General features: G+C 39.8%; 21 protein-coding genes. 5 read left to right on the top strand and 16 right to left on the bottom strand.

The features are described 5' to 3' along the window. Positions 1–12 precede the first annotated feature (12 nt). The 4 genes from ACINWC743_RS03415 to cysM are packed head-to-tail and all read right to left on the bottom strand — an operon-like array spanning position 13 to position 5,548. Positions 13–2,319: a RelA/SpoT family protein gene (locus ACINWC743_RS03415; protein ID WP_004824987.1), complete on the bottom strand. Its 2,307-nt coding sequence runs from the start codon at positions 2,317–2,319 to the stop codon at positions 13–15. A gap of 27 nt (positions 2,320–2,346) precedes the next feature. Then, positions 2,347–3,741, bottom strand: a complete 1,395-nt coding sequence (gene rlmD, locus ACINWC743_RS03410; RefSeq protein WP_009584404.1) for a 23S rRNA (uracil(1939)-C(5))-methyltransferase RlmD — start codon at positions 3,739–3,741, stop codon at positions 2,347–2,349. 8 nt (positions 3,742–3,749) lie between these two features. Further along, positions 3,750–4,571, bottom strand: a complete 822-nt coding sequence (locus tag ACINWC743_RS03405) for a 3'-5' exonuclease (protein WP_005033866.1) — start codon at positions 4,569–4,571, stop codon at positions 3,750–3,752. Between the two features lie 56 nt (positions 4,572–4,627). Further along, positions 4,628–5,548 carry a cysteine synthase CysM gene (gene cysM / locus ACINWC743_RS03400; protein WP_004824991.1) on the bottom strand — a complete coding sequence of 307 codons (921 nt, stop codon included), beginning with the start codon at positions 5,546–5,548 and terminating at the stop codon, positions 4,628–4,630. Between the two features lie 314 nt (positions 5,549–5,862). Between cysM and ACINWC743_RS03395 the strand changes: the two genes are divergently transcribed. The 5 genes from ACINWC743_RS03395 (at position 5,863) to rsfS (ending at position 11,979) form a co-directional block, all read left to right on the top strand. Beyond that, on the top strand, positions 5,863–8,667 hold the full coding sequence (locus ACINWC743_RS03395) for an ATP-binding protein (RefSeq protein ID WP_009584420.1): 2,805 nt from the start codon (positions 5,863–5,865) through the stop codon (positions 8,665–8,667). A 220-nt stretch (positions 8,668–8,887) separates the two neighbouring features. Beyond that, positions 8,888–9,676 (top strand): crotonase/enoyl-CoA hydratase family protein, encoded by a 789-nt coding sequence (locus tag ACINWC743_RS03390; protein WP_005033870.1) that lies wholly within the window; start codon positions 8,888–8,890, stop codon positions 9,674–9,676. A 38-nt stretch (positions 9,677–9,714) separates the two neighbouring features. Beyond that, positions 9,715–10,584, top strand: a complete 870-nt coding sequence (locus ACINWC743_RS03385; RefSeq protein WP_009584360.1) for an NAD(P)-dependent oxidoreductase — start codon at positions 9,715–9,717, stop codon at positions 10,582–10,584. A gap of 97 nt (positions 10,585–10,681) precedes the next feature. Further along, positions 10,682–11,476 (top strand): hydroxypyruvate isomerase family protein, encoded by a 795-nt coding sequence (locus tag ACINWC743_RS03380; protein ID WP_009584407.1) that lies wholly within the window; start codon positions 10,682–10,684, stop codon positions 11,474–11,476. A gap of 101 nt (positions 11,477–11,577) precedes the next feature. Continuing rightward, on the top strand, positions 11,578–11,979 hold the full coding sequence (gene rsfS / locus ACINWC743_RS03375) for a ribosome silencing factor (RefSeq protein ID WP_009584388.1): 402 nt from the start codon (positions 11,578–11,580) through the stop codon (positions 11,977–11,979). Positions 11,980–12,495: 516 nt separating this feature from the next. Here the strand turns inward: rsfS and ACINWC743_RS03370 are convergent. From ACINWC743_RS03370 to iscX, 12 genes are all read right to left on the bottom strand, one after another. After that, positions 12,496–13,719 carry an ammonium transporter gene (locus ACINWC743_RS03370; protein ID WP_009584389.1) on the bottom strand — a complete coding sequence of 408 codons (1,224 nt, stop codon included), beginning with the start codon at positions 13,717–13,719 and terminating at the stop codon, positions 12,496–12,498. A gap of 335 nt (positions 13,720–14,054) precedes the next feature. Further along, positions 14,055–14,702 carry a 4'-phosphopantetheinyl transferase family protein gene (locus ACINWC743_RS03365; RefSeq protein WP_009584363.1) on the bottom strand — a complete coding sequence of 216 codons (648 nt, stop codon included), beginning with the start codon at positions 14,700–14,702 and terminating at the stop codon, positions 14,055–14,057. A gap of 83 nt (positions 14,703–14,785) precedes the next feature. Beyond that, positions 14,786–16,195 carry a ribosome biogenesis GTPase Der gene (der, locus tag ACINWC743_RS03360; RefSeq protein WP_009584395.1) on the bottom strand — a complete coding sequence of 470 codons (1,410 nt, stop codon included), beginning with the start codon at positions 16,193–16,195 and terminating at the stop codon, positions 14,786–14,788. Between the two features lie 184 nt (positions 16,196–16,379). Continuing rightward, complete coding sequence (gene bamB, locus ACINWC743_RS03355) at positions 16,380–17,528, bottom strand: outer membrane protein assembly factor BamB (RefSeq protein ID WP_009584396.1); 1,149 nt, start codon at positions 17,526–17,528, stop codon at positions 16,380–16,382. Then, on the bottom strand, positions 17,528–18,229 hold the full coding sequence (locus ACINWC743_RS03350; protein ID WP_009584416.1) for a YfgM family protein: 702 nt from the start codon (positions 18,227–18,229) through the stop codon (positions 17,528–17,530). The genes bamB and ACINWC743_RS03350 overlap by 1 nt, the downstream gene beginning before the upstream one ends. Positions 18,230–18,259: 30 nt before the next feature. Then, positions 18,260–19,555 carry a histidine--tRNA ligase gene (gene hisS, locus ACINWC743_RS03345; RefSeq protein ID WP_009584421.1) on the bottom strand — a complete coding sequence of 432 codons (1,296 nt, stop codon included), beginning with the start codon at positions 19,553–19,555 and terminating at the stop codon, positions 18,260–18,262. Further along, positions 19,552–20,667: a flavodoxin-dependent (E)-4-hydroxy-3-methylbut-2-enyl-diphosphate synthase gene (gene ispG / locus ACINWC743_RS03340; RefSeq protein ID WP_004825009.1), complete on the bottom strand. Its 1,116-nt coding sequence runs from the start codon at positions 20,665–20,667 to the stop codon at positions 19,552–19,554. Before ispG ends, hisS begins: the two co-directional genes overlap by 4 nt. 21 nt (positions 20,668–20,688) lie before the next feature. Next, positions 20,689–21,477, bottom strand: a complete 789-nt coding sequence (locus tag ACINWC743_RS03335) for a helix-turn-helix domain-containing protein (RefSeq protein WP_009584380.1) — start codon at positions 21,475–21,477, stop codon at positions 20,689–20,691. Beyond that, the gene (gene pilW / locus ACINWC743_RS03330) at positions 21,468–22,271 is read right to left on the bottom strand and encodes a type IV pilus biogenesis/stability protein PilW (RefSeq protein WP_004825013.1); all 804 of its coding nucleotides are present in this window, start codon (positions 22,269–22,271) and stop codon (positions 21,468–21,470) included. The genes ACINWC743_RS03335 and pilW overlap by 10 nt, the downstream gene beginning before the upstream one ends. 59 nt (positions 22,272–22,330) lie before the next feature. Continuing rightward, positions 22,331–23,581 (bottom strand): 23S rRNA (adenine(2503)-C(2))-methyltransferase RlmN, encoded by a 1,251-nt coding sequence (gene rlmN / locus ACINWC743_RS03325; RefSeq protein ID WP_005033888.1) that lies wholly within the window; start codon positions 23,579–23,581, stop codon positions 22,331–22,333. 176 nt (positions 23,582–23,757) lie between these two features. Continuing rightward, positions 23,758–24,189: a nucleoside-diphosphate kinase gene (ndk, locus tag ACINWC743_RS03320; protein ID WP_004725878.1), complete on the bottom strand. Its 432-nt coding sequence runs from the start codon at positions 24,187–24,189 to the stop codon at positions 23,758–23,760. 142 nt (positions 24,190–24,331) lie between these two features. Then, positions 24,332–24,532 carry a Fe-S cluster assembly protein IscX gene (iscX, locus tag ACINWC743_RS03315; protein ID WP_004725877.1) on the bottom strand — a complete coding sequence of 67 codons (201 nt, stop codon included), beginning with the start codon at positions 24,530–24,532 and terminating at the stop codon, positions 24,332–24,334. Positions 24,533–24,700: the final 168 nt, after the last annotated feature.

Below are 24,700 nucleotides of genomic sequence, written 5' to 3'. Positions count from 1 at the left end.
ATGCGATCCTGTTTAGTTCCCTTGAACCAAACGGCGTGCACTGATAATACCTGGTTGTTGCTCCAAACGAGCGAGCAAGCGAGACAATTGCGCCAAGCCTTTGACCTCAATCAATAATTTCATGTTCGCAATACCATCTGCTTCTGAAATCGTATTGACTTGGCGAATATTGATTTGGTCAGAGAAAATCACTTGAGTCAAATCTTTGAGTAAACCACGACGATCATAGGCTTCTACAACGATTTGGACACTTTGCCCACGTGTTGGTTGCATTTCCCAATCCGCTTCGACTGCACGATCAGGTTCTAACTTGATCATCCGCATATAATCAGGGCAAGCAACTTTATGGATACTTACACCACGATTTAAGGTGATATAACCTGCAATCGACTCACCATGAACAGGTTGGCAACATTGCGCAATGTGCAATTCAACATTATCCAAACCATCAATTAAAATACCATGTGCAGACAACGTATGGCTTGCGCGTGGATTTAATGTAGGTTTCAGTACAAGTTCTGGTTCATCCTGATCCAAATGCATATGGCGGTTGACTTGATTAATCAACGCATGAAGACTGATATCACCACTGACCAGTGAAACCAAAATATCATCGCCAGATTTCACATTGAAGTGATTGCAGTAATCACTTAAATCAATACTTTTTGGATGAATCGCTAAACGTGAAAGCTCTTTATTTAACAACTCACGTCCAACTTCCAAGTTCTTACTACGATCTTGTTGTCTAAACCAATGACGAAGTTTATCTCGTGCACGAGCAGTCTTGATATAACCTAGTGAATTGACCAACCAATCACGGTTTGGCTCACGGTCTTTTTTTGTTAAAATCTCAACCTGTTCTCCCGTTTTCAAGGTATAAGTCAATGGTACATAACGTTGATTTACCCGTGCTGCATAGCACTTGTTACCGACTTCTGTATGCACATGATAGGCAAAATCAAGCACTGTAGAGCCACGGGGTAACTCTTTAATATCTCCATCACGGCTGAATACATAGATCTTTTCAAAACCCTCAAAATCTTGGATTTGTTCAAAATCTTCAGTTTCATCTTCATTAGGATGTGCACTGGTTTCAGTACGTTCCTGATAATGTTCCAATACCGCACGTAAAGAATGTAGACGATGATTAAATGAATAATCTGTCGTTTTAGAACCTTCTTTATAATTGAAATGTGAACATACCCCAAGTTCCGCTTCTTCATGCATTTCTTTGGTACGAATTTGAATTTCCAAAGATTTGTTTTCAGCAATTACCGCCGTATGCAATGAACGATAACCATTTGCTTTCGGATTGGTAATATAGTCATCAAATTGATGTGGAATATGACGCCAAATTTGATGAACGATGCCCAAGGCGTGATAACACTCAGCAACCGATTTGACCAACACCCGTAAAGCACGAATATCATAGAGCTGATCAAAGCTTAGATTTTTACTCTTCATCTTCCGATAAATTGAGTAAATATGTTTCACCCGCCCTGATATTTCAGCTTCAATATCATGGTCAGCCAGTTCGCTTTTAAGTTTTTCTACCACGAATTGAATATATTGCTCTCGTTCTAAACGCTTTTCATTCAGTAATGAGGCAATTTCTTTATAGCGTTCAGGTGCCAGATAACGGAAAGCGAGATCTTCCAATTCCCACTTTAACTGAGCAATCCCCAGACGATGTGCCAATGGAGAGTAAATGGTTAAAATTTCTCGTGCGACACGCTCTTGGCGCTCTTTAGAAGAATGTGCCAATTCACGAAGCGCAAAAGTACGTTCAGCCAATTTAATCAACACCACACGCACATCTTCTGTGACAGAAATCAGCATCTTATAAATGCCTGTCAAATGCTCACGTTGATTGTTATTAAAATGGTCTTCTAAACGTTTATTTTTTTCAATCAGTTCAGACAGTTTACCCATTGCCAAAGTGCCTTTGACAAGATTATAAACTTGCTCCCCACACTGCTGCTGAATTTCCTCTAAAGTGGTGAGATCTTCACGCACACTACGATAGAGTACTGCTGCTGCCAATGTGTCTTCATCTACATGCAAGTGTGCAAGAATATCTGCCATTCCAATACCCGTAGCAAAGGTATTGGTTCGTGAATTTACTGTGGTCGCCAATTCTTTTTGTAATACTAATTGTGCAACTTCTTCTAACTGTTTTAGTTCAGCACCGTCTAAAATTCCACGCACCCGATCTAGCCAAGTTGCTAGAGCTTGTTGCGCTTCATCGGCATGCTCTACAGTCGCTTCCTCTGATAGCTCATTGAGCTGATCAGGAAGTTGCTCACGTACTGTGACCATACCCTACTCCTCTAACTCTATATTTCATTATAAATCGTTTATCTCTAGTTTCTTTTCAAATAAAGCGATGGATTCAACATGTCCAGTATGTGTAAACATGTCCATTACACCTGCCTTTTTTAGCTGATAACCGTGTTGCACCAAAATCCCTGCATCCCTCGCTAAAGTCGCTGGATTACACGATACATAAACGATTCTTTTCGCACCAAATTTAGGGAGATAATGCATAACCTGCTCAGCTCCCGCACGAGGTGGGTCAATCAATAATGCATCAAATCCTTGATTTGCCCAAGAATAATGCGAAAAGTCTTTTGTTAAATCTTGTGAATAGAATTTAACATTGCTGATACGATTGTTCAGTGCGTTTTCTGTACCACGCGTCACCATCGCCTCACTTCCCTCCACCGCAACAACTTTACCTGTGTCACCCACACATTTTGCAAGCGGAAGAGAAAAATTACCTAATCCACAAAAAAGATCTAAAACTTTTTCACCTTGCTTTAACTCAAGCAAATCACATGCCAGTTTGACCATTTGCGGATTTACTGTCGGATTGACTTGGGTAAAATCGGTAGGATTAAACGCAAAATCGACATCAAAATCATTTAAGCGATAATGTAAATACATCGCTGCATCAACATCGTCGACCCGATGGACACTTTCAACCCCTGCAGGTTGCAAATACAACTGCCATTGCTTCTGTAACGCATATTGTTGCAATAGGTTGACATCATGCTGTTTTAATTTTTCAGTATGGCGAACCAGTAAAGAAATTTCACAATCCCCTTTGGCTAATTCTATATGACCAATACTGCTTTTGCCTTTTAGACTTTCGAGTAATGCCTTAATTTCAGGTAAGGCTTGATCCAGTTGAAGGTCTAAGATTTTACAGGTCTGGATTTCAGTGAGATGGTTGCTTTGAGCTTCCCGAAAGCCCATCAATAATTTATTTTGTTTGGGCAAAAACCGTACACCAATCCGTGCTTTATGACGATAATCGACACGTGTAGAACGCAGTGGTGACAACCATTGCGCTGGCTCTAAACCTGCAAAATGACTGAGATGGGATTTTAACACATCCTGTTTTAAGCGAATTTGCTCATCAGGATGAATGTGTTGCATATTACATCCACCACAAGTCCCGAAATGCGGGCAAATGGGTTCAATACGATAAGGGTTTGGCTTACCCAATAATTCAATACTGTCAGCTTCTTCAAGTTTTGAAACCTGACGTGTGATTTGAGCTTTAACGGTTTCACCAGGCAATGCGTAGCGAATAAAAACTTTTTTACCTTGTTTTTCCGTTGGGTGGGAAAACTCTGCCCCGTAATGTGCAATCCCTCGCCCCTCATGTGACAATCGTTCAACTTTAAAAACATATTGAGGAAGTTGAGATGGTCGAGGTTTGGCTCTATGCTTCAAAGGAATACCTAATTGGGTGTGGAGGAAAAATCTGCCTGAGTAAATTCAGTAAGTTGTGACATTTCACGCCAAACATTTAAAAACTCATGTTGCTGAGGTTGTCCTTGTAAATAATGAATCGAAGCTTGAACCCACAAACGGTGATCTTGCAAAGTGATCTGTCCTTTTAACAAGGACCAACGCAAATAAATCAACCAGGTATTTAAAACATCACCCTCGCAATAACTGGTCAATTTTAGCCATTGCTGGGTCTTCACATATTCAGGGACAAAATAACCTGAGATACCACGTTTGCCGGGATAACCTAGCAAATGCGCAACATCATCCAATTTCTGAAAATGACGCCCATTAAACATCGCCATCACATCCATTAAATCAACATGACGGTTGTGGTATCGGTTCTGGTAGTTATTATACCTTTTTTGCGTGTCAATCTCACCTTGATCGAACAAACTTGGTGCAGATAATCCGTGATACATCGAACGGAATAAAATCACAGGTAAATCAAACTGTGAGCCATTCCAACTCACCAAAGTCGGATGACGCTTATCAAAAATAGATAAAAATTTTTGTAAAATTTCGGCTTCGGTATAATGTTCACGGCTAAATGAAAAGAGCTTCATCGCCCCATTTTCATCAATCCATAAACCTGAAATGCAGACAATTTCATGCAAAGCCAAACGTTGAAAATCCATACCAGATTCTTGACGGCGTAACTTGGCAAGTGCTTGCTCTAAATCATCTTCAGCTAAGTCCAATCCATACAAATGCGCCCCAGATTTGAGATCTGTTAGGGTTTCAATATCAAAAACTAAAACAGGAAGACGCATATAACTTACTCAATTACTCTCTAGTGATCATGAAATCATGGATCGACTTAAAACCATTATTCATCATCTTCAACAGAGAATAAACCTGTAGATAAATAACGATCACCACGATCACACACGATACATACAATCACCGCATCTGGATTTTCTTCTGCAATTTTTACTGAAGCCCACACTGCCCCACCAGAAGATGTTCCTGCGCTAATACCTTCTTGACGTGCTAAACGGCGAGCCGTTTTTTCCGCTTCAATTTGCGGAATATCCATAATTTGATCAACACGCTTTGGATCAAAAATCGTCGGTAAATATTCTTGAGGCCAACGACGAATCCCTGCAATATTTGAACCTTCAGAAGGTTGCAAACCAATAATTTGAATCTCTGGATTTTGTTCTTTTAAATATTTTGAAATACCCATAATCGTGCCTGTAGTTCCCATAGAACTCACGAAATGGGTAATTTTGCCGCCTGTTTGTTGCCAAATTTCGGGACCGGTGGTCAGATAATGCGCTTCGACATTATCAGGATTACCAAATTGATTGAGAACCAAACCCAAACCTTCAGTTTGCATTTGTAAAGCCATATCTCGTGCAGCTTCCATATTCGGTGCTTCAATCAATTCTGCACCATAAGCACGCATTGCGTCCTTACGTTCCTGACTTGAATTCCCCGGCATGATTAACTTCATTTTATAACCACGCATGGCAGCCACCATTGCCAATGCAATCCCTGTATTTCCACTTGTCGCTTCGATCAACGTATCGCCTGGCTTGATTTGACCACGTTGTTCAGCTTTCATAATCATGTTATATGCTGGACGATCTTTTACCGAACCTGCGGGGTTATTCCCTTCCAGTTTAGCCAATACTGTTGCTTGAGTATGACTTGCCAAACGCTGTAGACGTACTAATGGTGTTTTCCCAACATAGTGATCTAACAAAAATTCGTCGGCTAAGAAATCAGGTTGTGTGTTACTCATGGACTGCACCTATATTGAGGTGGGCATATTGTATGAAAAAATAAATGTCACTGCACATCTTTCCATTTGATTTTTACGAGAATGATCAAACAAAACCCATTCTAAACAATTCAGTTAAAACCAGGAAAAAAATTGTTTATCCAATAAAATTAGATAGATATATAAAAAAAATCAAGACTTAGAATTAGAAGTGATAAGGTTATCTATAAAACAGCATAGCTGGAACGTAATTTGCAAGATTTTTAATCATATTGTCATGCAGGATCATTAAAGCATGTTAATATCTTGCGCATGGTCAATGAGTTGCTGGAACCATGTCGAATTTCAATAAAAAGCTCTTTAAACGTTTAAAACTCAATCACGCTTATGGTCAACTCATCGCGTTAATTTTCGTGCCGATCATGATTTTGGCATGTGTTGGAACAACACTTGTACTTTCCGAAACATCTGCAGCTGCAAAGTCTAAACAACGCTTTCAAGCCATTGCAATATTGAGCCGTTATCAATACACCGCGGAACAACTCACCGCAGTGATGGAGAAAAGTCCACTACAGCACACCAAAGCTGAAAATATTCTACAAAAAATATTTAATGAAAAACATTTGCTCAGTGCGGCAATCTTAGATGGAAACAATGTCAATCATTTAAGTGTCGGTTATCAAAATCAGCGTGAATGGCCCAAAATACCTAAAACAGGAACATTTTTTGGACCTATTCATAATAAGTACAACAATATTTATGGAATCAAACTCAATCCAATCAATAATGCGCAAAATATGTGGTTAGTGATTGAATTAGATAATCAACCTTTAGAAATCTCACATTATCGCGTCATGATTGTTTTGATTACGACTGCGCTACTGACATTGCTTTTGCTTTTATTGTGTTTGAATTTTTATTCACGTCGCTGGATCGCCCCGATGTACGAAATTCGGATGCAATTACAACGTTTAAATGCCGATACTCTTGATCAACACATGGTGATTAACAGTACAGGTGAGTTACGTTTGTTACAACGTGACATTGCCAATGTGGTTAAACGCCTGCATTTCAGCTTTTTAGAACTTAAAGAACATACTGAACAAACAGAAGATGATTTAAGACGTACTTTAGACACCTTAGAAGTCCAAAACATCACGTATAAACAAGCACGTGATCAGGCAATTTCTTCAAATCAGGCAAAATCCGTATTTCTTGCAAACATCAGCCATGAATTAAGAACACCATTAAACAGTATTGACGGTTTCATTCATCTGATGCTACGTCAGGATAATCTGAGCAATGATCAAAGTTTGTATTTACAAACCATTCGAAAATCTTCTGCACATTTATTGGCATTGATTAATGATGTACTCGATTTTTCTAAAATTGATGCGGGTAAATTAGAGTTAGAAACAGCACCATTCGATCTTGAAGAAGCGATTTTCGATGTGATGGATATGTTGTCGCCATTAGCCGCGCAAAAACATATTGAAATGGCATTCTATTTTGCCGATAACGTGCCAAAACATGTGATTGGTGATGCCTTACGCTTTAAACAAGTCCTGACCAATTTAATTTCCAATGCGATTAAATTTACCCCTGATGGTGAAATTATTGTTCGTGCGCGTATGGAACATGATGATATTGGGCAATGCTTATTACATTTCAGCGTACAAGACAGTGGTATTGGGCTGAGTGGTACAGACCGTAAAAAACTATTTGAATCATTCTCGCAAGGTGATGCATCTGTTACTCGTCAATTTGGTGGTACAGGTTTAGGGTTGGCAATTTCTAAACAATTGGTTCACTTGATGCATGGTCAGATTGGTTTTGAAGATAATCAAGAGCGTGCGCCTACAGAAAAAGGCTCAACATTCTGGTTTACCGCGATGTTGACGACCAATGAAAATGAAGAGATAGTCCATCCATCATTTAAAGATTTAAATGTGGTGTCCTTCTTGGCACATCCAGCCACAGCCAATGTTTTACGACACTATTTAGAAAATTATCAAGTTCAGCACACTGAGGCACAATCAATTTTAGATTTGTTCAGCCGTCTAAATAGCTTAGAAAAAAATATTGAAAATACGTGGTTAATCGTTGATCACAGTGGCGATACTGAAGCATTATTGAAAGAGATTCGTGGTCGTTATCAAGGACATCTGGCTGTTTATGGTTATCAGATGTCGCTCGACCCGAATATGCTAAATGAATATATGGCGCGTCCATTATACCAACCACTTAGCCGTAGCTCAGTGATTCAACTACTCAGTAACAAACCAATCTTTGAACAAGAACAACATAAAGACTTTAAAGGTCAAGACTTACATATCTTGGCGGTTGATGATCATTTACCGAACTTAATTGTACTGGAAGCACTCCTCGGTGAATTGAATGTAAAAACCACCAAGGCGCAAAGTGGTCAAGAAGCGCTCACCATTATTCAGCAAGCTGTTGAACAAGGCTCAAAACCATTCGATTTAATCTTTATGGACATTCAAATGCCTGTTATGTCAGGCATTGATACCACACGAGCGATTCGATCATTAGAATCGACTTTAGATGGCATGCGTATGCCAATTATTGCCTTAACTGCTCATGCATTAGCAGATGAAAAACAGAAATTACTTAAAGTTGGCATGGATGACTATGTCACCAAACCGATTCAAATCGAACAAATTATTCAAATCTTAACCAATTGGACATCGGATAAATTTATCCAACATCAAACACCTGTTGAAAATACAATTTATATTGAGGCTTTTGATACAGACATTCTCGATTGGAAACAAAGTCTTGCCCTCGCAGCCAACAAAGAGGATCTTGCACAAGATCTTTTAAAAATGCTGGTCGACAGTTTCCCAACTGAACTGGATGAAATTTCACAGCTGATCGAGCTTGAGGACTTCCCTCAGCTTGAACATGTATTACACCGTTTATATGGTGCAACCCGTTATGTTGGCACACCAAAATTGCAGAGAGTTACAGGTGATTTTGAACAATTTATCTCAACCTTACGCAAAGAACGTCGGAAGGCAGATGAGGCATTCATTCAGGATGTGATGCAACGTTTGGATGAGTTGCAATTGGTGATTCATGAAGTCGAAACTGCGGCGCAGCAAATCTTAGTGAATTAATTTCTATATCAGTCGCCCATGATTACCAAGTAGCTATAAATCATCTGCTATCGAATTTCTAATGCCGAATAAATGTAGAGAGATATCGTTCATCTAAATGATGCTTAATCAAGCTTAGAATTCAGCATTGACTTCCGCTTTAACTTTCTGTGACTGTACTGTCATGTAACTCTTCCATCCACATGCTATGCTGATGACCAAGGAAAAATGAGTCAAGATCATGGCACTATTACATATAGAAAAAAACAATGGTATCGCAACAGTTACATTAAATCGCCCAGATAAACGCAACGCCATGAGCTTTGCTTTACTGCGTGAACTCGTCAAAGTCGCAGAGAAAATTAAAAAAGATCGAAGCATTCGAGTAGTGATTTTGACAGGCGCAGCCAATGTATTTAGTGCAGGGATTGATTTAGCTGATTTAAATAGTCCTAAAAATACTGCATTTGCAGCTTGGGAATTGATTAAACCGGGGCAAAGCCTGTTCCAAAAAGCATTCCTAATTTGGCAAGAATTGCCTGTTCCTGTCATCGCCGCCATTGAAGGATTTTGCTTTGGTGCGGGAATGCAACTGGCTTTAGCTGCTGATATTCGTATTGCGCATCCAGAGACTAAAATGTCAATCATGGAAAGTCGTTGGGGGCTTGTACCAGATATGGGGCTTACACGTTCTATCAAAGGCGTAATCGGCATCGATTTAGCCAAAGAGCTTACACTGACTGCACGTATTTTTGATGGACATTATGCCAAAGAAATTGGTTTGGTTACGCATCTAAGCACCTCACCCTTAGAAAAAGCCCAAGCCATTGCTGAAGAAATGTTACAACGCTCTCCTGATGCTTTGATGGCTGCCAAACGTGTTTTAGATGCCATGGAGCACCAGCCTAAAAAAGCGCTACGTTTAGAAAAGATTTGGCAGTTAAAATTACTTCTAGGAAAAAACAGTCAAATTGCGCGTAAAAAAGACAAGAATCCTGAAGTACAATTCTTACCACGCCAATATAAATAGTTTAAAAACATTTCTGTACAAGGCTTGGGAACAATAAGATGAATTTTGATCGTAACAGTAAAATTGCATTTCTTGGTATGGGCTTGATGGGAAGTCGCATGGCAGCTCGATTAATTCAGGCTGGATTTGATGTGGCAGTATGGAATCGCACAGCAACAGCATGTGAACCCCTGATTGATATGGGTGCGCATACTCTAGAGTTCGGGCAAATTGCAGACTACCCCATTATTTTGACCTGCCTCGCGGATGACCAAGCCGTTCAACAGGTTTACCAACACATTGAACCTTACTTACGCGCTCAACAAGTTATTGTGGATTTTTCAAGTTTATCTGTGGTAGTCACCAAACAACTTGCAAGTCAGGCAGCAAACAAACAGGTGATTTGGATTGACTCACCTGTTTCGGGTGGTACGGCAGGTGCAGAAAATGGTACGTTGGTGATTTTCGCAGGGGGGCATCGCGAAACCATCCAAGACTTGAGTTTGGTTTATAACGTTCTTTCGCAAAGAGTGACTTGCATGGGGGAAACTGGCACAGGACAAGCAACCAAAATATGTAATCAATTGATCGTTGCTGCAAACAGTACACTGATTGCGGAAGCCGTTGCACTTGCTGGTCAGGCGGGTGTTGATACTACTCTGCTTGCACCTGCATTAGCCGGTGGATTTGCAGACTCTAAACCCTTTCAAATTCTTGCGCCACGTATGGCGAGTCATACCTTTGAACCCGTACAATGGAAAGTGCAAACCTTATCCAAAGATCTCAATAATGCCGTTCAATTAGCCCAACAATTTGGTTTAGACATTCCTGTTGCTCAACGCGCCTTAGACCAGTTGCACAGCCACCAAAGCCGGGGTTATGCAGAAGCAGATCTTGCTACAGTCATTCACCAAGTCGACAAAATTTAGGCATATAGGCGCTTTACTTCATACAGAAATAAGTTGAAAAATAATCTATTGCCGTCTACATTGAAGATAAAAGCCAAGAAGAGCACGGAAGATTGCCATGACTAAACTCGCAGTAAACCTATCGATGATTTTTACTGAAGTTCCACTCATTGAACGCTTTGCTTTGGCACATTGCCACGGCTTTCAACATGTAGAAATTCAATTTCCCTATGAATTGAGTATTGAAGAAATTCAAGCACAATTGGAACAATATGATTTGCATATCTGTCTCATCAACGCACCTGCCGGAGATTTGATGCAAGGCGGTAATGGACTTGCAGGCGTACCCGGTAAAGAACTTGAGTTTCACCAAGCTTTAGAACAAGCACTCGAATATGCCGATGCACTGAATGTTCCAAACATCAATATATTGGCAGGTAAACAACCTGAAGATGCAGATTTACTGCCATGTTTAAACACTTTGGCAAATAACCTGAAACTGGCGTGCCATATGTTGTCTGAATACGATATTCAACCAGTTTTTGAAATGATCAATGGGACAGACATGCCTCGCTTTCTGGTACAAAATATTGCCCAAGGGCAAGAAATGTTAGAAGCGGTGCAACACCCTGCTTTAAAAATGCAGTTTGACTGCTACCATATGGCGATGATGGGCGAAGATGTTCTTCCTGCTTTGCAAGAAAATATTGACTGGATTGGACATATTCAATTTGCAGATTGCCCAGGGCGACATGAACCAGACACTGCACAGATTGATTATTCATCCATTTTTTCATGGTTAAAACAAAGTCATTACACAGGTTTCATTGCGGCAGAATACAAGCCACAATCTCATTCGAATCAATCTTTTGCATGGAAAGAAAAATACTTTTCAAACAATCATAGCTATTAATTGAAGAATATCTTGCATCATTATTGGCACTGAATAATTGTATTTTTTAGCCAAAAGCGCTATATTAGAAGATGAGATATTTTCTGGAAAATATACCTTATATGAATTTAGAACCATCGCCCAGCGCTTCTAATTCTCACGAACTTGCAATGAACACTCAAAATCAAGACGTACAGACCTGTTTAAATGTCGTACAAGAAGCTCTACTTGATGTAAAAGCCAAAGATATTATTCAACTTGATGTAAGCAAAATCAGTAACGTAGCAGATGCTATTGTTATTGCGAGCGGAACATCAACTCGTCATGTTAAAGCCCTTGCTGATAATGTTGCTGACGAAGCACGTAAAGCAGGTTTTCGCCCAATTGGTGTTGAGGGTGAAAGAGATGCTGAATGGATCCTTATTGATCTCGGTGTTGTGGTTGTACATGTAATGCTTCCAACAGCACGTAAATTTTACGATTTAGAAAGTTTATGGCGTGCAACACCTGAAAGTGTAGCCTAAACTTTTTCTGAACTTGTAAAAATAGAAAAAGCGACTTTATGTCGCTTTTTTTGCATCTATAATCTTCATTAATAAGCGCTAGTCGATCTATTAAACCCCATAAGATACTATAAATTTTTTCTTGATCTCTCACATCAATCCAATGAATCTATCATCAAATGATCTAAAGCGTTCATTGTCACACTTTAGCTCTAAAGTTTAAATAAATTTGCTTAGGCAATATCTTACTTTGCTTCACCCATTTTTTGCTTTACTCTTTTTTGGCTTTACTCTTTTTTTTAACCACATTGTTGAGCAGCAAACACAATTAAGCTTTGTTTTTGTTCATATACTCTGTTTGACGTTACAACATCTATGTCGCCTCACCATAGAAAGATTATCAATGATTTAAAAGTACGCAATAAATGAATCACTTATGATTTTAGCAATCTTTACAAAAGTATAAAGCCGATTGAATATGAATGATTGAAATAAAATCATGCATATCAATCATCAGGCAGTTTGAGCATAAGGGTCTTAAATCTGAGCTTTAAATCTTGAATTGATGCTACAAATCAGCTTAAAAACTAGGAATGCAACGCCAAAGCTCCAAATAAAATTCACACCAATTCCCATAATTTGATCCAGTACGCTGGCTCTATGAGTGAGTTGAATGTTTGGATTGTTACTCAATGATACTGCCAAAGTTCCCCAAATGCCGCATATTCCATGTACCACGACAACTTCGCGAATATGTTTTGAAGCGATCCAACGGGTCAACAAATGAGGAAGATAGTTTGTCAGTGCACCTGAAACCAAACCAATAATCAATGCAGATGAAAAGCCCACCAAGCCACAACTGGCGGTAATTGCAACTAAACCACCTAATGCAGCTTTGATCAATTCAGCCCATGAAATGATTTTATTATTCATCAGCAAAGATAAAGCCCAAGAAGCCAGCATTGCACCAAATAAAGCGGCAAAAGCATTGACGACAATCAAGCCAATATCAATACGGTATGTCGAAATATAAACAATATTTAAGCCCGACCACGCTAACCAAAGAATAAAACCCGCCAAAGCCAAGGATAAAATTTTGTAATCTTCAAAGATTAAGTCTTTCTTAGAAATTTCCTGCTTATCATTTGATTTGGAGGTGAAATATCCCGCCAAGACAATCCATGCCGCAGTTGAATGTACTACAGTTGAGCCAGCAAAATCGATAAAACCTAGGGCTTTTAACCAACCACCACCAAAAGCAATATTCCCCCAAACCCAACTACTGAAAAATGGAAAAATAACCCCTGCGATCATAAAGCCGACAATCCAGTTGACCCATAAAGAAGTTCTATTTGGAATAACCCTTCCAACGACAGTGGTTATCGTCGTTGCCATCAGCATATAGAAAAACAAAAGATTCCAATGCCACCCCCGTAACATGGCACTAAGATAATTGACTGAATCCACCACATCAGCATGAAATATTTTGGAACACACCAAGCTAAAAAACAGTGTGCCTAAAATCGCTGAAATATAATTCACAATCAGTGCATAAACGGATTTTTGGGTATTTTCATAACCACCTTCAACAACAGCAAAACCTGCTTGCATCAAGATGACAAATACACCACCAAGGAATAGAAGTTTATAATTTGTAATAAGATTAAAAGCAGCAATGTCACTTTCTATCGCGGAAGCAAATGCAAAATTTGGGCAAACAAATATGAGAAAAATTAAACTGAGGAGATATTTTAATTGCACACATTGACCCTAATGTATTGATCATTTATTACTCTAAATTCACAATAATTAATATTTCAGAGACTTGCTTTTGATTTAATTTATCAAGTATAGAGAATTTCCAGAATAAATAAACTCTTTTTTAAGAAATTATCACGACTTATCGGCTTGAGGATCTTTATATATTTTAGATGATATTGATAATATTCAATTTGCTTGGTGATTTGCAAAAACCAGTCCTTGACTCACACAAACAAACATCAAAATTTCTGTCTATAATGCAGTGTATATTCAAGAAAATAGATGTATTCCTCTTATTCAACCATTCAATTGAGTCAGTGCTTTTGAGTCGTATTTTAATCATGCTGAATAATTTCAATTTGTGGAAAAGCAAAACCTTTGCAGGATAATTCTGAACGCCACGCAACCGTAAGCATGACCCGACTGAGATTAAAATTCTGATAGGCAAAACTGCCTAATAATGGATGAGTACATAATCCCCCATCATTTATACGATGCACATGCGTATTAAGCTCATTTAAACTTAAACGAATCCCCAAGCCAGAAGCTTTTAAAATCGCTTCTTTGGTTGTCCAGACTTTAAACCAAAATACTGGATCAAAATCTAACGACTGCCAAGTCTGATATTCTTCAGGATGAAAAGCATGTTTTGCCAGTGCTTCAAAACGCACTTTACGATCTAAATCTTCGACATCCACCCCTAAATCATGCATGTGTTGGCTACTTGCCAATGCATAATGTTGCTGGCTGTGCGAATGATTCACGTGAAACTTTGGATAATCAATTAAGTATGGTTTGCCAAATTCAGTCTGAGCAAAACTGGGGTTTGTGATTTCTGTGCATAACAAATCAGAGATCAATTGATTACGGTATGCATAAATAGCATGTTTGAGTTCTTGAATTTGGCTTTTACGATCAGGTGATTGAAAAGTGGGAAGAATATTTTGAATAGAATTAAGGTCAAGCCGAATAGTACGATTCACAATATATTCCAAAGATTTTTTCTTAGTTTAAATCAAAAAAACCCAAAGATCACTTTGGGTTTTTATCAACATAAAGGGCTGTATTAACGGCTAAATTTTTTCTCAGCCTTTTTAAACTTCTGAATATAACGACGGCGACGTGCTGCTGTACGTTCATCCACTTGGGTTTTACGCCCTTCGAATGGGTTTTCTGAGGTTTTAAAGTCAATACGAACAGGTGTTCCTTCAAGCTTATAGACTTTACGGAAAACATTTTCAAGATAACGACGATAATCTGCTGGTGTCTTATCCACTTTGTTACCGTGAATCACGATCGTTGGTGGATTTTGCCCCCCCATATGTGCATAACGCATTTTAATACGTTTACCACTAATCATTGGTGGTTGATGTGCATCAGTCGCATCATTCAAAATTTGAGTCAATTTTGCAGGTGAGACTTTCAAATGAGAAGAATCATAAGCACGATGAATGGATGGATAAAGCTCCCCCACACCTGTGCCATGCAAAGCAGAAATTAAATGGATTTTTGCCCAAGGAATAAAATCAAAACGACGTTCAACATCTAATTTACATTGTTTACGGTCATATTCGGTCATGTTATCCCATTTATTAATGGCAATTACCATCGCACGACCAGCTTCAAGTGCATAACCAATTAAATGCAAATCTTGTTCAACAATCCCTTCACGTGCATCAACCACCACCACAACAACATGTGCATCTTTCATGGCTTGTAGCGTTTTCACAACTGAGAATTTCTCAATCATTTCGTCTACTTTACCTTTACGGCGCACCCCTGCCGTATCAATCAAGGTATATTTGCGCCCATCACGTTCAAAAGGAATATAGATTGAATCTCGCGTTGTACCTGGTTGGTCAAAAGCCACTACACGCTCTTCACCCAATAAACGATTGACCAGTGTTGATTTACCCACATTTGGGCGACCAATAATTGCTAAGCGCAAACCTGTGGCTTTATCATGCTCATCTTCATTCTCATCTTCAGGAATATCCGTCAGGACGTCTTCAAGCATTTGTTGAACACCACGCCCATGACTTGCAGCCACTTGCAAAGGCTCGCCCATACCCAACTTATAGAATTCAACTAAAGCAGCTTCCGCATGGACACCATCGACTTTATTGGCAACCAAATACACTTTTTTGCCAAGCGTACGTAACTCGCGTGCAATCTGCTCATCTGAAGCCAATAAACCTGCGCGCGCATCCACAACAAAAATAATAATATCCGCTTCATTTATCGCAGTTTTTGATTGTTCTGCCATATATGAATCGATACCGCCTTCATTTTCACCAATACCCCCAGTATCGACAACAATGAAAGATTTATTTTGATACGTTGCATCACCATATTTGCGGTCACGGGTTAGACCTGCAAAGTCAGCAACAAGTGCATCACGGCTCTTGGTAATCTGGTTGAATAACGTTGATTTGCCGACGTTTGGACGACCAATGAGCGCAATTACGGGTTTCATAAAATAACCTTTATTCAAGATCAGCCAGTATGACTGGTCTGAACATCAGAAATGTATAGGAAGAAAAGTAGGAAAAACCTAAAATAAAAACACGGGGTATTGATTTGCAATCACCCCGTGCATGAAATTCTTACGGATGGCTCTATTTTAGCACAAGACTAAAAAAATAGAGAATCCTAATCAGTTAACGACTTTGCCAAATACTTAAAGCACCTTTACGTGTCGAAACATAGAGCTGATTATCAATCACTCTTAAGGTACGGACTTCACCACTGGTTTTAGCGCGCCCCAGTGTAGTTCCACTGTTGAGATCAATTTGATGCAAATAACCATCCAAATCACCAACAACAAGATTTGAACCGAGTAACACAGGATTACTCAGGTTACGATTTAGCAATTGCTCATTTTTCCAGATTTCTTGCCCAGTAATCAAATCATACGCAATAATTTGACCGTCTGTTTGTGACACGATGACTTTACCAGCTGTCACTTCTGGACGATTGATACTGCTTGAATTTTCACTCCACAAAATACGTTGTGTCGCTAAATCAAGCACAGTAACTTGCCCTTGAAAACTTGTTGTTACGACATACTGCCCAGAAACCACAGGCTCACTATCAACATCAATTAAACGTTGAATATCCGAACGCCCTTCTGAAACGGCAACGCGACGTTGTAAGCGAGGCACACCTGCAAGACTATCAATTGCGAAAAGGTAACCTGTAGATGTTCCTATAAGCACTGTGCGCGGATCCAAACTTACTGGGGCAGCTTGACCACGTAAGCTCAACGAAGCATTTGGTAATTTGTAGGTCCAAGCTTGTTGACCTGACTCAACATCTAACGCATAGACAGTGCCATCATTTGCAACCACGATTACTCGACCAGATTGGATCAATGCTGAACTAATGATTGCGCCCGATAACTGTGTAGACCATTTGGTTGCACCCGTAGCTTGATCTAAAGCAAAGATGCGCCCTTTTTGATTGCCCACAATCACCACACCGTCAGCAGCTTCAACACCTGAGCTTAGACCTTCTTTGGTCACTTTAGCTTCCCATAGGCGTTGTTTACCTTTATAGGCTGACACCTCACCTTTTGGATCTAAAGCAAATACGACACCATTGTCCGTATCCAAACGAAGACGCAGTGCATCTTCACTGCTGGTCGACGAAACACTGGTCGAAAAAACTTGAACCAAGCTTGATGCTTGTGCAACTTTAGGGAGTGGATTCGGCTTAATCTTAACTTCTTTCGTCTTATTGCTTGAACAGCCGATTAAAGCGATTGATAAGATTGCTAAAGCAAAAGGTATTTTAAAGTTTCTATCCATTAAGACTCATCCACTTGTGTTGCTAAAATTGGGCGCTCAAGATCAGGATCTTCTACTAATACGCCAACACTTTCGAGTTTAATTTGTAAAATTTGTCGTTCTTGCTTACGCTCAACAACTGCATTCCATGCTGCTTGATACGATTTTTTGGCATTTTCAGTATCATTTTTTGCTACATAAATGTCACCTTTCATCTCATCAGCACTGGCTTGAAATGCAGGATCATTCACAGCTGACAAGGTTTTTAAAGCATCATCAAACTTTTTTTGCGCCAATTGCGCATCAGCCAACTTGATTTTTACAACTTGTAACAAACCAGCATCTTTAATTTTGGAATTTTCGACTTTTTTCAACTCACGTTCAGCCAAGGCATAATCATTTTTATCATAAGCAAGTTTCGCCATGATAATTTGAGCCTGAATCGCCTGCACTGAATCTGGATTGTCTTTCACAATTCTATCTGCGGATGACACCAATGCAGCCGTGACTTTAGCATCACCATTGGCTGCTCTTGCCTCATCCATCAATTGTTGAATTTTAGCTGTTTGGTTTTGATTTTCAGCCAAAGTTTTCTTTTGCCAATATTCCCAACCGAAAAAGGCAATCAATGCAATGAGCACACCAGTGACCATAGCCGAGCCATATTTTTTAAAGAATGACTTCACACTATCCAGTTGTTCTTCATCAGTCATTGCGCTCATTTGACTCCCCTTTTCCTTATGATTATCGGCTTATTTTGACGAAAGTTTTTCAATGAAAAACGGTACTATTTCAGACACCTGAATTTCATGTTGTTCTGCTGTAGCAAGTTCTTTAACTAAAACTTGCTGTGCTTCAGCTTCACGTTCACCAAAGATCAATGCATAGATCGCACCAGACTGGTCTGCTTTCTTCATTTGACTCTTCATAGAACCTTGTGAACCTGTTTTTAAACGGATTGCACTGTTTGCCTTTTCGATTTGATCTCGCATTTGCTCAGCCAGAACCAGAGCCTGCCCTTGTGTCGCCGGGTCAGAAAGCAAAAACAGCTCACACTCACGCGTTGGAGTATTGTCTTCAACTTGCTCAAGCAACAACAATAAACGTTCCATCCCCATGGCGAAACCCACAGCTGGCACAGATTGATCCGGCTTACCTTTAAGCTGCCCAACCAAACCATCGTAACGACCACCTGCGCAGACAGTTCCTTGAGAACCCAAATGCGTTGTAGTCCACTCAAATACTGTTTTGTTGTAATAATCTAAACCACGTACCAGTTTTTGATTGATCACAAAACTAATTCCAGCATCCGTTAAATACTGTTGTAACTGGGCAAAATGATTCAAACTGTCTTCTTTCAAGAAGTCATGCAACTTTGGCGCATTTTCAAGAATTTGTTGGGTACGTGCATCTTTTGAATCTAAGATACGTAAAGGATTAGTTGTCAAACGGCGTTGTGAGTCCTCATCCAAGTCTGCTTGATGAGCTGTCAAAAACTCAACCAATGCTGCACGATACTCGGCACGCTCATCAGATTCACCCAAAGTATTCAACTCAAGTTGAACTTTATCTGCAACCCCCATGCGCTTCCACAAACGTGCCGTCATCAGAATCAGTTCAGCATCTTGATCTGGCGTTGCCACACCAAAAGTTTCAACACCAAATTGGTGGAATTGGCGATAGCGTCCTTTTTGAGGTTTCTCATAACGGAACATTGGACCCACATACCAAACACGTGGATTCGCACCACGCAACAAGTTATGCTCCAACATCGCACGCACACAACCCGCAGTCCCTTCTGGACGCAATGTTAAAGATTCAGGTGGATTACCTTTATCCAGAAATGTATACATTTCCTTTTCAACGATGTCAGTTGCATCACCAATTGAACGTTTAAACAAATGGGTATGTTCAACGATCGGCAAACGGATTTGCTGATAACCATAAGCATCCATAAGTGATGCTAAATGTTGCTCAAGACGTCTCCATGCAGCAGTTTGCGTTGGAAGAACATCGTTAAAACCTTTAATTGCGACAATTGAACTCATGATGAACTACGGATAATCTCTTTAGCTTTAGCTTTTTCAAGCTCTTGAACACGTTGACGAACCATCGTTTCGATTTCATCAACCAACTGATTTGTATCTATTAAATGACTCTTTTCGCCATTACGATACACGAGTGAGCGAGGACTTGCACCGACAATACCAATATCAGCTTCTTTGGCTTCACCCGGACCATTGACTTTACACCCAATGACAGATACATCCATCGGTGTACGAATATCTTCCAAACGTTCTTCAAGGGCTTGCATGACCTTAATCACGTTAAACTCTTGACGTGAACAGCTTGGGCAAGCAATAAAATTGATCCCATTTGAACGAAGACTCAATGATTTTAAAATATCAAAACCAATTTTAACTTCTTCTTCAGGCTCTGCTGCCAATGAAATACGCATGGTGTCACCAATGCCTTCCATCAACAAACCACCTAAGGCAATCGCAGATTTCACAGAACCTGTACGATATACCCCTGCTTCAGTCACACCCAAATGCAGTGGGTTATCAATCTGTGCAGATAATAAACGATAAGCATCCATTGTCAAAAATACATTTGACGCTTTTACCGACACTTTAAACTCATGAAAATCCAAACGATCCAAGATATCAATATGACGCATCGCAGACTCAAGCAAAGCTTGTCCTGTCGGTTCACCATATTTCTTTTGAATATCTTTCTCTAAAGATCCAGCATTGACCCCAATACGCATCGAAATATCGTGATGACGTGCGGCAGCCACAACCTCACGAATTTTGGCTTCAGAACCAATATTACCAGGATTGATACGCAAACAATCTGCACCCATATCAGCGACTTTCAAAGCAATCTTATAATCGAAATGAATGTCCGCCACCAAAGGAACGGTAACACGCTTACGAATTTCACCAAAAGCTTCGGCAGCTTCCATCGTCGGTACTGAAACACGCATGATATCAGCGCCCACATCTGCACAGCGTTGAATCTGCGCAACCGTTGCATCAACATCACATGTTTCAGTATTGGTCATACTTTGAATACTGATCGGGGCATCACCACCGACATACACCGAACCCACACGTATTTTACGTGTTGGACGACGCTTGATTGGATTCTCAATCATGATCTTATCTACTCTTGCCCATTAACGTGACAAACGGAATTCTGCTTTTCCGTTCACTGTATATGGAGACAATGAAATCTGTTCATTATTAAGGCTTAATGACACAGCAGTTGCATCATCGAGTCGAATTTGGAATGGTGACTGACCACTCAGTGTCAATGTCGCAGATTGACGACCAGTTGCCAAAACTTTTCCTGTGCTGTCCACAATATGCACAGAAGTTGGATGGCTAAAATTCAACACCATCTGGTCACCAGAAGTCGCAGTTGCATTGTTTAAGTTCAATACCTCTACTTCAGACTCTTGTGGTTTAGCATCAGTGTCATTACTTTTACTTGATGTAAACTTTTGAATTCCTGCGATCAAGACCCAAATCACGGCAATCGCAACAATGGCAATCAAAGCACGCTTCACCCATTTTTTATTACGATCGCTGTTTGAACCAGGAAGCTTACCCATGATCTTGATCGGAGAATTGTTCAATGCATGGTTCGGCAAAAGCCCTGTATCATTTTGATAAATTTCATCAAAACGTTGAATGATGACCGTTGCATCAACACCCAAAAACTTCGCATATGAACGATAATAGCCTTTAATAAAAGTCGCTTCTGGCAAAGATTTATATTCATCTTGCTCTAATGCTTGTAAGGTTTTCACAGGCATTTTCAGCTCTTTTGCAACATCTTGAATGTCTAGGTTCTTCGAGACTCGAATTTGACGCAAGTACTCACCTGGACGTTGAACATTTCCTAAGCCATTAGATGCTACGTTTGAACCTGTAGGTTGCTGTGAATTAGGATTTACTTCCATACGGCCTCAGTACTGTACTGTAATTGCAGATAACGTTGATATTCTTTACTGTCAGGGAATAATGCCCGCAACTGGTTCACCAGTACTTGCATTCCCATCTGGTCATTATTGGCACGTGCAATACGTAAACCAATCCAGAGTGCTCTTGCGCCCTGTTTGTCCTGACCTACTAAACGAACATATTGTTCATAGAGTTGACTTGCTTGCGCATTTTTTTGTTGCAAATAGAAAATCTCAGACAACTCTACCAAAGAAATGATCGAATCGCGATTGACTTGTAGGGCATTTTTGAATGCTTTTTCGGCATTTGCTGTATCACCAACTTTTAAATATACCCGCCCCAAATTTTCTAAAGCCTTATAACGCTGGTCGTATCCAAGAGATGCGCCTGCGATACTCAACTGCTCAATCGCATCATTATAACGCTCGCTAACAAATAAATATGTTCCATAATTATTACGAGCCTGCGCATTTTTCGAATCACTGGAAATCGCACGCTTAAAATAGCCATCCGCTTTTTCCATGCTGATCTTACTACCTTCTTGTTGTAGTAAAACCCCCATCATCATATTGGCAGCTGAATCTCGTGAATCTGTTTCAAGGGCTTGATCAAGTGCACGTTTGGCTGCATCCAGATCGCCTGATCGAATATACTCCGCAGCTAACTGGGTACGAACTTTGACGGCTTTCTCAGGATCTTTTTTTATAATTGTGTCTGAGTTTGTCGTTTGACAACCCTGTACCACCAATGCAGATAAACCAATTGCCAATATTACAACTGCTTTTTGATACATCGATTTTCTCAAAGTCAGCCCCTGATTCATTGTTGATATAAATCTATGTCTACAGATCTTTAACCTTGTGAACGTATAATTTCACCACGTTCAGCCACTTTCTTTTTCCACTGTTCAGCACGACGTGTACGGTCTGCAACCTGCCCCACCAATTGTCCACAAGCCGCATCAATATCATCACCACGTGTCTGACGAATCGTACACACAAAACCTGCATCAGACAAAGTTTTTTGGAAAGAAATAATTCGATTTCGGCTTGAACGCCCATAAGGCGCATGTGGAAATGGGTTAAATGGGATTAAATTAATTTTGCTTGGTAAGTTTTTCAGCAATTTAATCATTTGTTGTGCATGTTCAGGTTGATCGTTCACACCATCCAACATCACATATTCAATCGTCACATGCTTGCGTGAACTTTCATTGCCATCTTTGGCAATATAACGCTGACATGCAGCAATCAATTGCGCCAAAGGATATTTTTTATTGATTGGTACCAATTCATTACGCAATTCATCATTTGGCGCGTGTAAGGAAATCGCCAAAGCAACATCAATATCTTGTGCCAATTGGTCAATTTTCGGAACTACACCTGATGTCGATAATGTGACACGGCGTTTTGACATTCCGTAAGCAAAATCATCCAGCATGATATTCATCGAACTCAAAACTGCATCATAGTTCAACAGTGGTTCGCCCATTCCCATCATAACCACATTGGTCACAGAACGTTCGCGCTCTGCGACTGGTACATCTTCCATATAAGAATAGTTCGCCATCCACAATTGCCCAATGATTTCATCTGGCAATAAATCACGCTGAAAACCCTGCTTACCTGTTGAACAGAATGAACAGTCAAGCGCACAGCCGACTTGTGAAGAAATACATAAGGTTTTACGTGACCCCGTCTTATCCTCAGCAGGAATCAACACGGTTTCTACCAGTGAACCTGCACCATCGCCCACTCGGAAAACCCATTTACGTGTGCCGTCTTTTGAATAGTTGCGATGAACAACCTCTGGTGCCTTAATTTCGCAAATTCGTTCTAATTTTTCTCGAAGTTTGCCTGAAATATTGGTCATTTCAGCAAAATCAGTGACAAAAAACTGATGAATCCATTTCATTACTTGCCCAGCACGGAATTTTTTCTCCCCCATTTCTTCGAAGAATTTTTCCAATTGCGGACGTGACATGCCAAGTAAATTCACTTTCTGTGCATGTGCAGACTGAACACGGTCAGCCTGTACTGTATGTGACGATGCAGGCTGCTGTTCATCTAAATTTAACGATGAAGCGACAACTTCAGAACTCATGGGGATTACCTAAATCATGCCGTAGAATGAAAAATATTGATCAGTATTTAATCAATAAAAACAACAAAAATAAAAAAACCAGACAAGCAGTATATCACCTATCTGGTTTCGGGTCTGTTATCAATTCATAAATCGAAGATTTATTGGATAAGAAAATAGACCCTAAATACGTCGAATTAACGAGTACGTGGACAAACTTCAGTTTGAGCGAAGAAGTAGTTTACTTCACGATCAGCAGATGCAACTGAGTCAGAACCGTGAGCAGCATTTTCATCGATGCTTACAGCGAAATCTGCACGGATTGTACCAGGAGCAGCTTCTTTAGGGTTTGTTGCACCAAGAATTTCACGGTGAGCAAGAACAGCGTTTTCACCTTCAAGAACAGATACAACTACTGGACCAGAAGTCATGAATGCAACTAAATCACCAAAAAAACCACGTTCTTTATGCTCAGCATAGAAACCTTCAGCTTCAGCTTTAGAAAGGTGTTTCATTTTAGTCGCAACGATTTTAAGACCAGCTTTTTCGAAACGAGCAAAGATGTCACCGATGTGGTTTTTAGCAACTGCATCTGGTTTTACGATAGATAAAGTACGTTCAATAGCCATGATTGGCTCCTTAAGTCAATTTGACACGAAATTTTTGGCGCATTATACCGAATAATGAATAATTTTCCGCTTTTAATCTGTAAAAAAATTGGATTTTTCGATGTGTAGTGAGATTCCACCATTGAATTACATCGAGAAGCGATTAATTTGCTTCATCAATCCATGCCATTTGAATAGCTTCCAACAAACCTTCTGTCGATTTTGTTGGATCATCACTAAACTCTGGCAAAGCACAAATCCAAGCATGCATATCGGTAAAACGCACCCATTGTGGATCCACATCTGGGTGCGCTTCACTGAGTTCAATTGCGATGTCAATCGTGTCTGTCCAACGTAAGCCCATGCTCATGTTCCTTTGCTTTATTTAATCCTGCTACTTTACCAAATCTTAGGGGCTGTGGACAATTCGTCTATATTTGCGACTAGGTGTAGACCATCATTCAAAATTAAAACCTTGATGATCAAAGTCATCTGATTCTTTAAAAATGAAGTTACACACCACCAATAAATA

Source organism: Acinetobacter sp. WC-743 (genome assembly GCF_000335555.1).
GTDB lineage: Bacteria > Pseudomonadota > Gammaproteobacteria > Pseudomonadales > Moraxellaceae > Acinetobacter > Acinetobacter bereziniae.
The sequence above is the reverse complement of the archived record's forward strand: the minus strand, read 5'-3'. Positions and strand labels throughout refer to the sequence as shown.